The sequence below is a fragment of the Actinoplanes sp. G11-F43 genome (assembly GCF_050589265.1).
Taxonomy (GTDB): domain Bacteria; phylum Actinomycetota; class Actinomycetes; order Mycobacteriales; family Micromonosporaceae; genus Actinoplanes.
Genome location: NZ_JBNZCE010000020.1, coordinates 24663 through 37893 on the forward strand (window position 1 = coordinate 24663; position 13231 = coordinate 37893).

The 13231-nt window shown below is 71.2% G+C and carries 10 protein-coding genes; 2 read left to right on the forward strand and 8 right to left on the reverse strand.

What is annotated here, in order from left to right:
* Window positions 1–15: 15 nt before the first annotated feature.
* Complete coding sequence (cmk, locus tag ACQ0O7_RS24235; RefSeq protein ID WP_430784519.1) at window positions 16–696, reverse strand: (d)CMP kinase; 681 nt, start codon at window positions 694–696, stop codon at window positions 16–18.
* A gap of 118 nt (window positions 697–814) precedes the next feature.
* On the opposite strand from cmk, the gene ACQ0O7_RS24240 reads away from it, so the two are divergent.
* Window positions 815–1474: an enoyl-CoA hydratase-related protein gene (locus ACQ0O7_RS24240; RefSeq protein ID WP_430784521.1), complete on the forward strand. Its 660-nt coding sequence runs from the start codon at window positions 815–817 to the stop codon at window positions 1472–1474.
* Here the strand turns inward: ACQ0O7_RS24240 and ACQ0O7_RS24245 are convergent.
* The 6 genes from ACQ0O7_RS24245 to ACQ0O7_RS24270 form a co-directional block, all read right to left on the reverse strand.
* Window positions 1419–2342 carry a DMT family transporter gene (locus tag ACQ0O7_RS24245; protein WP_430784523.1) on the reverse strand — a complete coding sequence of 308 codons (924 nt, stop codon included), beginning with the start codon at window positions 2340–2342 and terminating at the stop codon, window positions 1419–1421. The two genes, ACQ0O7_RS24240 and ACQ0O7_RS24245, sit on opposite strands and share 56 nt — an antisense overlap.
* Window positions 2339–3256 carry an LLM class flavin-dependent oxidoreductase gene (locus ACQ0O7_RS24250; protein WP_430784525.1) on the reverse strand — a complete coding sequence of 306 codons (918 nt, stop codon included), beginning with the start codon at window positions 3254–3256 and terminating at the stop codon, window positions 2339–2341. The genes ACQ0O7_RS24245 and ACQ0O7_RS24250 overlap by 4 nt, the downstream gene beginning before the upstream one ends.
* 75 nt (window positions 3257–3331) lie before the next feature.
* Window positions 3332–4573: a diguanylate cyclase domain-containing protein gene (locus ACQ0O7_RS24255; protein ID WP_430784527.1), complete on the reverse strand. Its 1242-nt coding sequence runs from the start codon at window positions 4571–4573 to the stop codon at window positions 3332–3334.
* The gene (locus tag ACQ0O7_RS24260; protein ID WP_430784529.1) at window positions 4573–5727 is read right to left on the reverse strand and encodes an FIST signal transduction protein; all 1155 of its coding nucleotides are present in this window, start codon (window positions 5725–5727) and stop codon (window positions 4573–4575) included. Before ACQ0O7_RS24260 ends, ACQ0O7_RS24255 begins: the two co-directional genes overlap by 1 nt.
* Window positions 5728–5961: 234 nt before the next feature.
* Window positions 5962–6600: a hypothetical protein gene (locus ACQ0O7_RS24265; protein WP_430784531.1), complete on the reverse strand. Its 639-nt coding sequence runs from the start codon at window positions 6598–6600 to the stop codon at window positions 5962–5964.
* 329 nt (window positions 6601–6929) lie between these two features.
* Complete coding sequence (locus ACQ0O7_RS24270) at window positions 6930–7970, reverse strand: HIRAN domain-containing protein (RefSeq protein ID WP_430784533.1); 1041 nt, start codon at window positions 7968–7970, stop codon at window positions 6930–6932.
* 443 nt (window positions 7971–8413) lie between these two features.
* Between ACQ0O7_RS24270 and ACQ0O7_RS24275 the strand changes: the two genes are divergently transcribed.
* On the forward strand, window positions 8414–8689 hold the full coding sequence (locus ACQ0O7_RS24275) for a hypothetical protein (RefSeq protein WP_430784535.1): 276 nt from the start codon (window positions 8414–8416) through the stop codon (window positions 8687–8689).
* Between the two features lie 126 nt (window positions 8690–8815).
* On the opposite strand, the gene ACQ0O7_RS24280 is transcribed toward ACQ0O7_RS24275, so the two are convergent.
* Window positions 8816–13213, reverse strand: a complete 4398-nt coding sequence (locus tag ACQ0O7_RS24280; RefSeq protein ID WP_430784537.1) for an AAA domain-containing protein — start codon at window positions 13211–13213, stop codon at window positions 8816–8818.
* Window positions 13214–13231: the final 18 nt, after the last annotated feature.

The following is a 13231-nucleotide window of genomic DNA, read 5'->3' on the forward strand; positions in this document are numbered from 1 at the left end:
CGGCGGGAAGCTCAGTCACTTACTTACCTTGCTGTTCAGCAGATGCAGGAGGTGGGCGACGACCTCGTCGATGCCCATGCCGGTGGTGTCGACCTCGACGGCGTCACCCGCCTGCTTGAGCGGGTCGACAGCCCGGCTGGAGTCGAGCTTGTCGCGGCGGGCCAGGTCGGCCTCGGTGGCGGCGACGTCGGTGGCGTCCTCGGCGCTGCGGCGGGCGGCACGGGCGGCGGCGGAGGCGGTCAGGTAGACCTTCAGGTCGGCGCCGGGGGCGACGACCGACGCGATGTCGCGGCCCTCGACGATGATGCGCGGGTGCCCGCCGATGATGGCCTGCTGGAGCGCGACCAGGTGCTTGCGGACGGCGGGGACGGCGGCGACGGCGGAGACCGCGCCGGTGACCTCGGGGCCGCGGATCGGGGCGTCGACGTTGGTGCCGTTCGCGGCGAAGTGCGGGGCGGACGGATCGGTGCCGATCGACAGCTCGGTCTCCAGGGCGATCTTGGCGATCGCGTCCGGGTCGTTCAGGTCGACACCCGCTTGGAGTACGGCCCACGTGATCGCCCGGTACATGGCGCCGGTGTCGAGGTAGACCCCGTCGACCGCGGTGGCGAGTCGCCGGGAGACGGTGGACTTGCCCGATCCGGACGGGCCGTCGACGGCCACCACGCACTTCTCCGGCCGTTCCTGAAGCGCCACCGTGTCCTCCTGAGGGGCTCGCCGCCAAACCAACCCTCCCATTGTGCCCGTGCACGCAGTCATCGACGAACCGGGGCCGGTCGGCTATGTTACCGACGAGTAGCCAAGGAGGCCCGCCATGCCGACCCTCACCCTGCACGACGACGTCCACGTCCTCGACCTCGGCGACGACGAGAACCGCATGCACCCCGACTGGCTCACCGCCGTCGGCACGATGCTCGACGAAGTGGAGAACGCCACCAAGAAGGCACTCGTCACCACCGCCACCGGCAAGCATTACAGCCTCGGGCTCGACCTCGACTGGCTGATGACACATCCGGAATCGCGTGCCGAGTACGCGTACTCCGTCCATCGTCTGCTCGCCCGGATCTTGACCTTGCCCCTGGTGACGGTCGCCGCCATCCCCGGGCATGTGTTCGCCGGCGGCGCCATGCTCTCGCTCGCCCACGATCTGCGGGTGATGCGCGCCGACCGGGGCTTCTGGTGCCTGCCGGAAGCGGACATCGACCTGCCGTTCACCCCCGGCATGAGCGCTCTCATCCAGGCTCGGCTCACCCCGCAGACCGCGCACGAGGCGATGATCACCGCGCGTCGCTATGGAGGCGCCGAGGCCGCCGAACGTCACATCGTCGATCTGGCGGTGCCCGCCGACGAGGTGTTGCCGACGGCGTTGTCGCTGGCCAAGGCGCAGGCGGGCAAGGCCGGGCCGACACTGCGGACGATCAAGAGCCGGCTCTACCCGGGGGTGCTGGAGGCGCTGCGGTCGACGGTGCTGTGACCGCCGCCGGGCGGCTTCGGGACACCGCGACGCCCGCCAGGCACAGGGCGCCACCGATCAGAGTCAGCCATCCGGGGATCTCACCCAGGACGATCCAGGACATCAGGACCACGATTGCCGGTACGGCGTACGTGGTCGAGCCCATCTTCCCCGCCGTCGTCCGCGCCAGTGCGTACGCCCAGGTCGTGAACGCGATCGCGGTCGGGAAGACGCCCAGGTAGACGACGGTGAGGGTGATCGTCCACGGGGCGGCGGCGACATCGCCGGCCAGCTGCCCGGCGAACGGCAGGCACGCGACCGCACCGATCAGGCAGCCGAACGTGGTCGCCTGCAACGCGGTCGCGTGCCGCAGCGCCGGCTTCTGCGCCACCACCCCGGCGGCGTACGTCACCGCCGCGACCAGGCACAACCCCACTCCCAGAAGCGACGTGCGGCCGCCGCCGGACATCGAGAACCCGACGATCACCGTCCCGGCGAACGAGACGCCGATCCCGGCCAGCAGCCGGGGCGGGAACCCCTCACGCAGCAGCCACCCGGCCAGCAGGGCCATCATGGCCGGCCCGATGTTCACCAGCATCGCCGCGGTGCCGGCGTCGACAAGCTGCTCACCCCAGTTCAGCGCGACCATGTAGACGCCGAACCAGACCACCCCGGAGACCACGATGCCCGGCCAGGCGGCCCGTGGTGGCAGGCCCTGACGGCGTACGGCCAGAAAGATCAGCAGGGTGGCGGCGCCGGCCAGCAGGCGCCCGAGGGCCAGCGAACCCGGCGAGAAGTACGGTGCCGCGGCGCGGATGCCGACGAAGGCGGACGCCCACAACAGCACCGTCACACTCGCGGCGGCGACGGCGGTCCGGGAGGTGGTCATGCCCCCGATTCAACAGTGCCGTCCGGCCGGAGCAACCCGAGGGCTTCGACGGCGGCGAAGGCGGGCGTTCGTACCGCGTACCGGCTGATGCCCCACCGTTCTTCATGCTCCTTGATCGCGGCCCGGATCTCGGCGGGCGTCCCGATCAGCACGAACGGCACCGCCAGCAGCTCCTCGACGGACAGACCGAGCTCCTCGGCGTGCGGGGCGGCGACCGCCTCGGCGTCGTCGGTGATCTCCATGATCTGGACCAGCGCCTCCAGGGACGGCCCGCCGCGCACCAGATCCACCTGCGCGTCTATCTGATCGAGGCGCCAGCGGGCGTCATGGCGGTGCCCGTCCGGAAGCGTACGGCCGAAACCGGTCAGGCCGACCACGTCCGCGTGCTCGCGAGCCCACCGCAGCATCCGGGTGTTGGCCGTCCCCAGCAGCAGCGGAACCCGGTCCTGAACCGGCCGCGGCTTCTCCAGCACCGCCCTGGACATCCGCAGATGCGGGCCGTCGACGGTGACCGTCTCCCCGTCCAGCAGCCGCCGGACCGCGTCCGCGACGGCCAGACAGCGGTCCACCCGCCCGGCGACGTCCGGCCGCTCCCGCCCGACGGCCAGCCACTCGGCCGGGGTGTGCCCGGCGCCGAGCCCGAGGTGGGCGCGCCCACCGGACACCACGTCCAGGGTGGCCACGTCCGCGGCGAGCAGGAGCGGTTCCCGCACGCCGGCGTTCGACACGTACGACCCGAGCCGGATCGTGCTGGTCACCGCGGCGGCCGCGGCGAGCGCCACATAGGGCGCGGCACAGGCCCCCGGATGGTCGGCGGCCTGCAGGGTGCCGAACCCGGCGGCCTCGGCCCGCCGGGCCAGCTCCAGCCATTCCCCGGCATCGGTGGGCTGCGCCTGCAGCGCGAACGCGGTCACACCGACGAGACTGCCACCGGCGTGCTCCCAGGGCCCAGCGATTCTGCGGCGGGCAGAGTCGCCCATCGTTCCGGGTCAGCCGGCCCGGGGTAGGGCGAACTCCTGGAACGTGCCCTTGCTCGCGCGCTTCGCGCGGTACATCGCCAGGTCGGCCTCCTCCAGCAGGCGTTCGGCGGAGCGGCCTCCGCTGTAGGCGATGCCCACGCTGGCGCGGGTGCGGACGGTGCGGCCGGCGATGTCGTACGGGCGGTCGATCGAGTCGATGACCCGCTGCGCGGTCTCGCGGGCACGGGTGGGGTCGGGCAGGGGGTCGAGGAGGACCGCGAACTCGTCGCCGCCCAAGCGGGCCGCCATGTCGGTGTCGCGGACGGCGGCTTTCAGGCGGGCCGCGACCGCGCGCAGCAACTCGTCGCCGGCCGCGTGGCCGAGCGTGTCGTTGACCTGCTTGAACAGGTCCAGGTCCAGGTAGAGCAGGGCGGCCGGGCGGTCGGCGGCGACCGTCTCCTCGACGCGTTGCAGGAACAGGGAGCGGTTCGGCAGGCGGGTCAGCGGATCGTGCCGGGCCTCGTGCACGGCGGCGAGGGTGTGCGCGCCGGTGAGGGCGAGGCTGGCCTGTTCGGCGAAGGCGGCGAGGACGTCCCGCTGTTCCGCGTCGGCGGGGCCGCCGACCATCACCAGGGCGCCCGCCTCGGTGCCGTCGATGTGGACCGGGGCGGTCAGGGTGGCGTTGAACAGCACGGCGGTGTCGCACGGGCGGCCGCTCACCGACGCCACCGTGCCGCGCAGCAGCAGGGCCACCGTGACGTCCTCCAGCAGGCCCGCCGCGCCGGCGGTGATCAGGTGCAGGGACTGGTCGAGCGGGGTCCGCTGGCCGGCCTGACGTTGCACCCGCAGAAGGGTCTCCAGGAGGAGTTCCCGGCGTTCCAGGGCCTGCCGGAGGGCACGTTCGGCTTCCAGGGTGCGCAGGCCGCGCAACGCCAGCCCGAGCACCCGGGCCATGCCCTGCAGCATCTGGCGTTCCTCTGCGCTGAACGGCTCGTCGGCGCGGGCCACGATCAGCCGGTCGGCCGAGTCGCGGTCCAGGTGGTGGGCGGTGTCGAAGTAGGCCGGCCGCAGTTGGCCGAAGGCCGCCGGGGCGGGGTCGCGGCCCAGCCCGACCGACGCGGCCACCTGGTCGTCGCAGATCACCGCGGCCACCTCGGAGTCGGTGGCCTCGGCGGCGCGCTGGACGGCGAGGCGGGCGGCGCTGGGGATCGACCCGGCCCGGGTGATGGCGCTGAAGAACTCGGTGAGCTGCAGCGTCGACCAGGTGGGCATCAGCTGACGGCGAGCGCGACGACGGTCAGGTGGTGCATGCCCTTGGCCTGCGGCCGCCGGACGATCTCACCGTTGCTCCAGAAGCCGCCGTACGGCAGCCCACCGAGCCGTTCCCGCAGCCGGGACACGGCCAGGCCGGTGCCGTCGTCGCCGAGCGCGAGGGGGCGTACACAGCAGTCGAAGATCAGCACGCCGAGCGGTGACGGAACCGCGGACAGGGCGGCGGACGCGGCGGCGGCGGTGGCGTCGACGACCGCGTCGCGGTCGGCCTCCATGAACCAGACCATGGCGCCTTCCGGGGTGTCGGCCAGTCCGGAGATGGACCGTTGGACCGGGTCGGCGGCGAAGATGATGCGGATGTCCTCACCGCTGCGGCGGGCCAGGCCGAGGGGGCGCACGGTGGCGTGGTTCAGGAACGCGCCCGGATCGTCCGCGAGCGAGGCGTCTCCACCGGTGCGGCGCAGGTAGATGTCGAGGGCCGGTTCGCCGTCGAGTTCGAAGATGGTTCCCGACTCGCTGCGGGTGACGACCATCGGATCGCCGGTCTTGTGCCAGCCGTGCTCGATGCCGATGCCGAACGGGGACGGCCCGGCCAGCGCGGCGCCGAGGACCGCGTTGGGCAGCACCTGGACGCCGGATCCGTCGCTGAAGAAGGCGTACGTCCCGGTCTGGGTGACATCGTCCCCGGCGCATCCGCCGACCAGCGGAATCCCCGCCCCCGCCACCGTGTAGGCGCCCCGCACCATCTCCTGCTGGTCACTGCTGCGGCCGTCGCCGAGCAGCAGCACCACCTTGTGCTCACCGGCCACGTCGTCGAGGCAGGACGCGGCGGCGATGCCCGCCTCGTACAGGCCGGTCTCGGTGTGCGGCACCGCCCGGACCGCCGCCGACCAGCCGCCGAGCGCGTTGACGACGACGCCGCCGCCGTGCCCGTCCGCGGTGAACTGACCCGACGTCGAACAGCCGATCATCAGCACGTCACCGCCGGCTTCGGCGTGCACCGCCGCGGCCATCTCCGGCGTGGCGTGCGACGGCGACGCGAACACCACGAGCAGCCCGGCCCGCCGCCCACCGACCGCCTCCCGGCAGGCTTTCGACCCGGCTACAGCGGGATCCGCGGCCACACTGCGCCCGACTCCGAACCACCGCTCCATGATCACTCCCCAGTCCGCACGCCGTCCGGACCGAAAGATCGACAAGCCGGATCAAATTCTTAGATTTCGTACGCCCGGAAAAAGCTCGACGCCGTCCCCGCGAGGCCCGCACGACCCTGGACCGCCCGGCGACCGCCGGGCGAATGCGGTGCTCCCCGCACCCTGGGTCCACTTCCCCGGCCGGGGCGGGTGTCCGGGGCGCGCATGTCCGGTGGCGCGCATGTCCGGGGGGCGTCAGGCGGGGCGCTGCTCCCCGCCCGCGTCGGTCAGCCCGTCGACGAGCGTCCCGGCCTCCTCCATCGAGACACCCATCGTGCTGCTGATCAGCTCGATCGCCTGCTCCCGCTGCCCGGCCTCGACAAGCGCCGCGATCCGCAACCAGGTGAACGCGTCGGCCATCGCGTCACCCGTCCCACCCGGCACCGGCTGCCACCCGTCCGGGGGAGCGGTGGGGTCCTGAGCCGGCGGACTCCCCACAGCGACATCCGGCGATCCCGGGTCGAGTGGCGCGGCGGTCGCATCAGAGGCCGGCGCGCCGTCAGGCCCGGGAGCGCGCGGGGCGGCTTCGTGAATCCGGGGGTCGGCGATCCAGGGGTCAGCGATCCGGGCGTCAACGATCCGGGGGTCAGCGATCCGGGCGTCGGCGATCCGGGCGTCGGCGATCCGGGCGGCCTCGTCCCACCCGCGGGTGTCCGCGTCCGGCGACGCCGCGGCGGCGGCCCGCGACCGCATCTCACGGACCTGTGCGCCCAGCAGATCCCGGCTGCCGTTCCGGCGGCGCACCACCATCGTGATCACAGTGATCACCGTGGCCGCGATGAAGAAGCCCACCACCAGCTCCAGCAGGCTCGCGTCGGTGCCGCCGGGACTCATGGGAATGGGCGGCCCGGGGGCGGGCGACGTTCGGGAGCCGACATGCGACGACAGTAACGCAGCACGCCACCCGGCGACCGGAGCCGGCCCGCGGCCGACCGGAGGGACGGTAACCACGGTCTGAAAGCCGTGGTTCCGACTTGATCGACAAGGTCGCCAAGCTAGCCACGGTATCCGGAGCAAGCGATCAAGGAGCACAAGGCATCGATGGAAGTCATCGCCGTCGGGCTCACGTAGTGAGAGCCGGAGCCCTCGCGCGATTCGTGCGGGGGCTCCGGCGCCGTACGAGCGATCACCTGAAGTCGATGATGCCGTCGGCGCTGTTGGGACTACCGGTCCCAGAAAGGGACCCACCATTGCCAGTCGTCGGGTTCCAGCGGCCAGGTCGGGTCGGGGCGCCAGCCGGGTGGCGGGTACCAGCCCGCCGGGGGTTGCGGCCATCCCGGCGGGACGGTGAATCTGATGCCCTGGGGCGGTGGGGGGATAGGACCGTGGGTTTGTCTGACGGCCGGCGCGGACGCCGCGGCGGGGATCACCACGGGTTGCGGTGCCATCCGCTCCGCTGGTGTCGCCGGTGGTGTACTGGTGGATGATCCGGTGAGCCAGCTGTCGGGTAGTTCGTGGGCACGGGCCACGTAGAGCACTACCTCGGCTTTGATCCGGTTGCCTTTGACGATCGCCCGCGTCCCGGTGGTCAGGCCGTCGTCGGCCAGGTGACGGATCGCGGGTAGCACTTCGCCGCTCATCTTGGGGGTGAGCTGACCCACGCGGGCATCGTCGATACGGACTTCCACCACAGTGCGCGAGCTCCGGGCCAGTTGCTCGGTGACCTCGTGCAGGGTGACGTGGACCCAGCATTGGCCTTCGGGCCGCAGCCAGGGGCTGAGGGCGTCGAGGTGGTGTTCCTCTCCGGTGACCTGGATGGCGCCGCCGACCGGCAGCATGCGGTGCGGGGTCTTCGGTGGCGTGTTGGCGGGCACCAGCATGTGCGGTTCGGCCAGATCCAGTCGCACGGAGGCACTGAGCTCGGTGCTGCCGTCGTAGCCGGTCCACTGCGAGGCCCAGACCCGTGCCGATACCTGAGGTTCCCATCCCTGGGCGATCATGGAGGTGAGTACCGGGGCGTACCTGGCCGCTTCGTCACGCGGCAGATGACCGACCTGTCGGCTTCCGGCCCAGACGCCGACGGCATTGCGGTCGAACCTGTTCTTCGGGTCGGGCACCAGTCGCACCGTGATCGTCAGTTCGGCATCGTCCTTCTTGAGGTCGGCGCCGAACAGGCTGCGGATCTCCTTCACGTAGTGCGACTCGCCGGCCACGTCCATGCCGGCCCAGCCCCGCTGCCCCCAGAGATCAAAAGGTATCGACATGCCCGGCAGCTTAGCCAGCGTGTTCGGGGGATCGCTGTGTTCGCCGATCACCCGAACCGTCGGCTTTTCCGGCCACTGTGGACGGCAGATTCGTCATAACGGCGGTAGCCGTAGCGGGCGGCACCGCTTATCGAGTTCGCCTGATGCGGCTTTCCCGGCCTACCGAACGTCGCCTCACCAGGACGACGGCGAGGCCGGCGTCACCGGATGCTCGTTGGCCGGGCTTCGTCACGGGCCTGTTCTCTTTGGTTCGGATTCCACACCGTTCTTCTGCCGTACGCCCAACGAACAGCGCCGGTCCGGCGCCAGCCGGTGGACCGCGGGCAAGCTGGTCGACTACGCCATCGACGGCCTGCAGTCCTTCCACGACGGACCGCTGCGACTGGCGATCGACGGGCGGCCTGGCGGCCACCACGATCGCCGCGTTCTACTCGATCGGGGTGGTGGCGGGCGTGCTGTTGCACGGCGCCGACGAGCCCGGCTACGTCACCATCCTCGTCGCGGTGATCGGCATGGGCGATTTCCAGGCGATGTCGCCGGGTCTGATCGGCGAGTACGTGGGCCGCATGCACCACGAGAGCAAAAACCGCCCGCACTACCTCACGAAGGAGACCTTCCCGGCCGCCGGCCGGCTGGTGCGGGTGGTTTCCGAGGGGGCGACGGGCGTGCGTCACCCGCCACCGGTACGGCCTGGTGGACCCGGTCACGGCGCGGGCTGACCGCGAGGCCGGCGAGTTCAATCCGAGCCTGACCCGGTAGCCGAAGCCGCCGCGCGGATCGCGCGGCGGCTCTGCCTGCGTACGAGCGAGCACCTGAAGTCGATGGATATCGCCGAGGAGCAGTCCTCAATGCCAGCCGTCCGGGACGTCGGCCGTGCCGGGCGCCCGTTCGTCGCGGATCGGCTGTTCGGTGTCTTCGGTCAGTACGGTGTCAGCGGCCGCGGGGACGGTAACGGGAGCGGAGATAGGGGCGACGCCGCCGAGGTCATCGATGCGCTGCCACAACGGTTCCAGGGTTCGCTCCGGATCGCGGCTGAAGACGCTGCCGCGGATGCGGAAGAACACGCAGTTGCCGACCCGCTCCAGCAGCGCCTGGCGCCGGATGTCGGCCTCCCACTGGTCCGGGCCGTGGTAGGCGTCGCCGTCACACTCGATGGCCAGGCGGCGGCCGTCGGCCAGCGGGAGGACGAAGTCGATGCGGTAGCTGCCGATCTTGAACTGGGGGAGGGGCCGGAAACCCTGCAGCAGAATCCGTTTGAGGACCGCCCGCTCGAAGTCGCTGTCGCAGCGTTTCTCCAGGTCGTCGTACGAATCGGTGGTGGTTCCGATGTTCTGGCAGTAGGTGAGGAGCCGGCCGCGGGCGTCGTCGGCGGGCACGTCCTGCGGCTGGAACGAGTGGAAGACCCAGAGCTGGTCGCGTGCCCGGGAGGCGGCGACGTTCACCCGGCGGTGGTAGTCGCGTTTGGTGAAGGCCGCGATCCGGCCGTCGTTCGCGGAGGCGACGAGCGACAACAGGACGACGTCACGCTCGTCGCCCTGGAACGTGTACGAGTCCCCGACCCGCAGCCGGCGTCGTTCGAGTTCGTCCTCCCCGATCCGTTTGCGCAGCTCGTGTAATAGGTACATGCCCTGATCGCTGGTGCTGAGCAGGCTGATCACGCCCAGCGTCTTCCCGTCGTATGCCGGATCCTTGACGATCTCCTCCACCCGGGTGATCAGCGCCTGCGCCTCGGCCACGTTGACACTCGAGTACGAGCCGACCGGCTGGCGGACCCCTTCACTCACGAATACGGTCCGCACGGGTTCACCGATGCCGGCCGGCCGGTCCGTACGCAATGGTTCGATCTTGTGCTCGTAGTAGTTGATGCTGGAGAACTCGATGATCTGCGGTACGCACCGGAAGTGCTCGGTCAGCAGGATCCGTTCCGAGCGCCGTACCGCGTGGTCGTACAGGCTGCCCTCGGGATCGAATTGATTCGCCGAAGGCACGTCGTCGAGGTGCGCCCCGATCAGTCCCTGGACGTCGCCGACGAAGCTGAGCTGTGGCCCGATCTGCTGATCGTCGCCGACGACGACGGCACGTTCGGCCAGGCTGAGGACGGGCAGCGAGAACATGTCCGCCTGCGAGGCCTCGTCGACGATGATGACGTCGAACCGGGCGCCGTCGGGGAACTGCTCGATGGCCCGGTCGATCGACATGACCCAGACCGGGACGGCGTCGACCGCCGCCGACATCTGCCGTTGCGCTTCGGCCTGCCAGTGCGCGGCCTTCTTGCCGGTCCCCTTGCCGATCTTCCGCAGCGAGGTCGCCCAGTCGGCGAGGGCGGCACGTTTGCGGTCGTCGAGTGCGCGGGAGACCGCCAGCCACGCGGACGCGACCACCAGTTCGCGGGTCGACTGCCGGATGCGTTCGCGGCAGCGCTCCACTCGGCGGCCGAGGAGTTCCGCGTCGAGGTCGCCGACGACGGTGTCGAACCACGTCTGCGCCTGCCGCCACCGCCAGCGGAACAGGCAGTCGGCGCCCGTCCCGTGCAGCGCCACGGCCGTACCGGCGTCGATCTGTGCGGCCCAGGCCGGCGTGACGGCCGACAGCCGGGCCAAGAGCTGGGCGAAGGTTCGCGCGTCGGGGCGTAACGCGGCCAGCCGCCGGATCTCCCCGCCGAGGTCGTCCCAACCGGTCAGGCCCTCGTCCTGCCAGTGCAGGTCCAGCACCCGCCACAGGTCACTCGCGTCCGCCTGGGCCATTCCCTGTTGCAGATAGGCGCTGATCGCCTGGTGCGCCTCGATCAGCCGGTCGTGTTCGAACACCGCCGTGGCACGGTTCAGCAGGCCGGCCACTGCGCGCATGGTCCCACTGTCCGCGCGAGGTTCCAGCCGCGGCAGCATCCGGCGCAGGGTGGCGTACAGGGCGGGCCACTCCTGGCTGTCCCAGCTCATCGCGATCCGGGCCTGGTCGATCAGGCTGCCGGCCCACATCTCCGGGAGACCCTGCTGATCCGTGGCGGGGATGTCCAGCCACTGGGTCCAGTCCTGCCATCGGCCGGCGAGCTGGGCGCGGACCTGGTGGCGGGTCACGTGGGCGACGACCACGTCGACGTCGTCGGTGGTTCGCAGCGGTTCGCCGTCGACCTGGCATTCTCCGGCCAGGCGCGCCAGCGAACTCTGGAAGACACGGCTCACGCCCTTGCCGGCGGCGAAACGCTGGCGGATCACGGCCAGATCGGCCTGCAGTTGCCGGGGCTGACTCAATTGCGGTTCCGGTACGGACACCCGGTGCCCGCCGATATCGTTGGCGAGTGCGGAGAGCCGTGTCAGGGCCTCCTGACAGGCGGCGACGTGCTGCTGCCAGTCCTGTTGCCATCGAGGGTCGGTGAGTTGACGGCCGAGCCGGTCGACCCAGGCGCCCTCACGGCGCTGCAGCAGCTCAGCCGCGTCGTGCAGGCGGCGGCTCAGCTCGGCGAAGGCGGCCGTTCCGGCGTCGCGTACGGCGTCCAGGTGCACGCCTTCAGCGGCCAGCGCCTGAAGCTCCGCTGCCAGGGCGGTGACCCGGGCCCGGTCGTGGCGGACGGTGCCGGCCTGGGGAAGCTCAGCGGCGGACGGCAGCGCACGCAGTGCCTGTCGCCGGTCCGGTCCGGTCAGCGTGGTGGCCAGCCGGATCAGGTGGTCGAACTCGCCGGCGTCGAGCGGCGGCGGCAGGTCGTCGCGGACGGCGTCGGGGATGTCCCCGTACGCCTCCTCGCGAGCCGTCAGCCACTGCCCGACATCGGCCGGGCCGAGGAGCGCGCCGTCGATCCGGTACGTCCGCCCGTCGTTCTCGGCGATCGACCGCAGCGAACCGAGGGCGCGGCCCAGTTCCCGTTCGGTCTCCTCCAGTTGAGCGGTCAGCGCGTCGATGTGCCGCTGCGCGCGGTTCTGGTCGAGGGTGGCCGCCCGGTCCGACAGTTCGCGGGCGGCGAGCTGCAACTGTGTCAGCTGGTCGGCGGAGCGGCCCAGCACGGCCAGGCACAGAGCCTTGACCTCGTCCGGCAGGCCGTCGCGCAGGACCCGCAGCGGATCCTCCTTCTGCGCCACCACCAGCACCCGTTTGCCGTGCGCCATGAGATGGCAGATGAGATTGCGGATGGTGTGGGTCTTGCCCGTGCCGGGCGGACCCTGCACGGCGACGTTGCGGTTGCGCGACAGGCGCTGTGCGATGGATTCCTGGGCCTCGTTCGTCGGCAGCGGCATGAGCAGCCGGCCGCCCACCGGCGCCCACCGTTCCGGCTGGTCGCCGGGCATCCGCAACCGGCTCGGCTGATGGGCCAGGATCGACGCCAGCGCGCCGACACCGTCGGCGTCCCCGTTCAGCAGGCGGTCCCGGAACGATTCCATGAACCGGCGCAGCATCCGCTGTTTGGGACGGATGAAGAGCACGCTGGTGTCGTGGATGTGTGGCCCGGTGACAGCCGGTTCCCCGGCGGCGCGCAGCACCGGGTCGTGTCCCAGGCGGCGCAGCGCTCGTTCGAAGAGCTCGCGTCGTTCCAGGTCGTCCCAGAGATCGACGGTCACGAGGCCGTTGTCGGCCAGGGCGAGAAGCTGCCGCAGATTCTGGTCCTCGATGCCGGCCAGCGGATCGATCTGCAACCGGGCCGGGCCTTGCGGGGCGACGCTGACGACCGCCTGATCGGGGTCGTAGTCGACGGCCACCGGGGTGACGACCAGCGGGTACCGCACGTGGTCGGCGCCGACCTCCAGGGTGACGATGCCGTGTCCCCACACCAGTTCCTCAGTGGCGGAGTTCATGTCGATCCGGCTGCGCAAGTCCTGCAGCCGTCCGTGCAGCAGCCGGGTCTCGATCACGGGTTTCGCCTCGGCGGCCCAGGGACGCCAGGTACGTTCGCGCCAGTCCGCGAAGTCGGCCTTGAGTCGTTCGGCCTGCTCTGGAGTGACGCCGTACGGCGCGTGGAACTGCGGCTCGCGTTCCGCGGAGGGGCGCTCGCTGAGCGACTCGGCCACACCGTTCGGGACGGCCACCGGGTGTGGTCGCACCGGCCGGCCGACGCTCAGCCAGGCGCCGTCATCGCCGTATGGACCTATCCGGCACTTCGCGTGCAGGGGAAGCCGGTGCTGCCAGACGGTCGCCGTCGTCGGCACGGTGCGCGACGGCTTCTCCATCTGTGCGCGGACCGCCAGCAGGTAGGCGGCGAGCGCGGCTGTTCTGGACCGGATGGTGGCTGGAGCCTCGTCGTGGCTCAGCGAGGTCATCGGTGCGTGGTCCCCTTC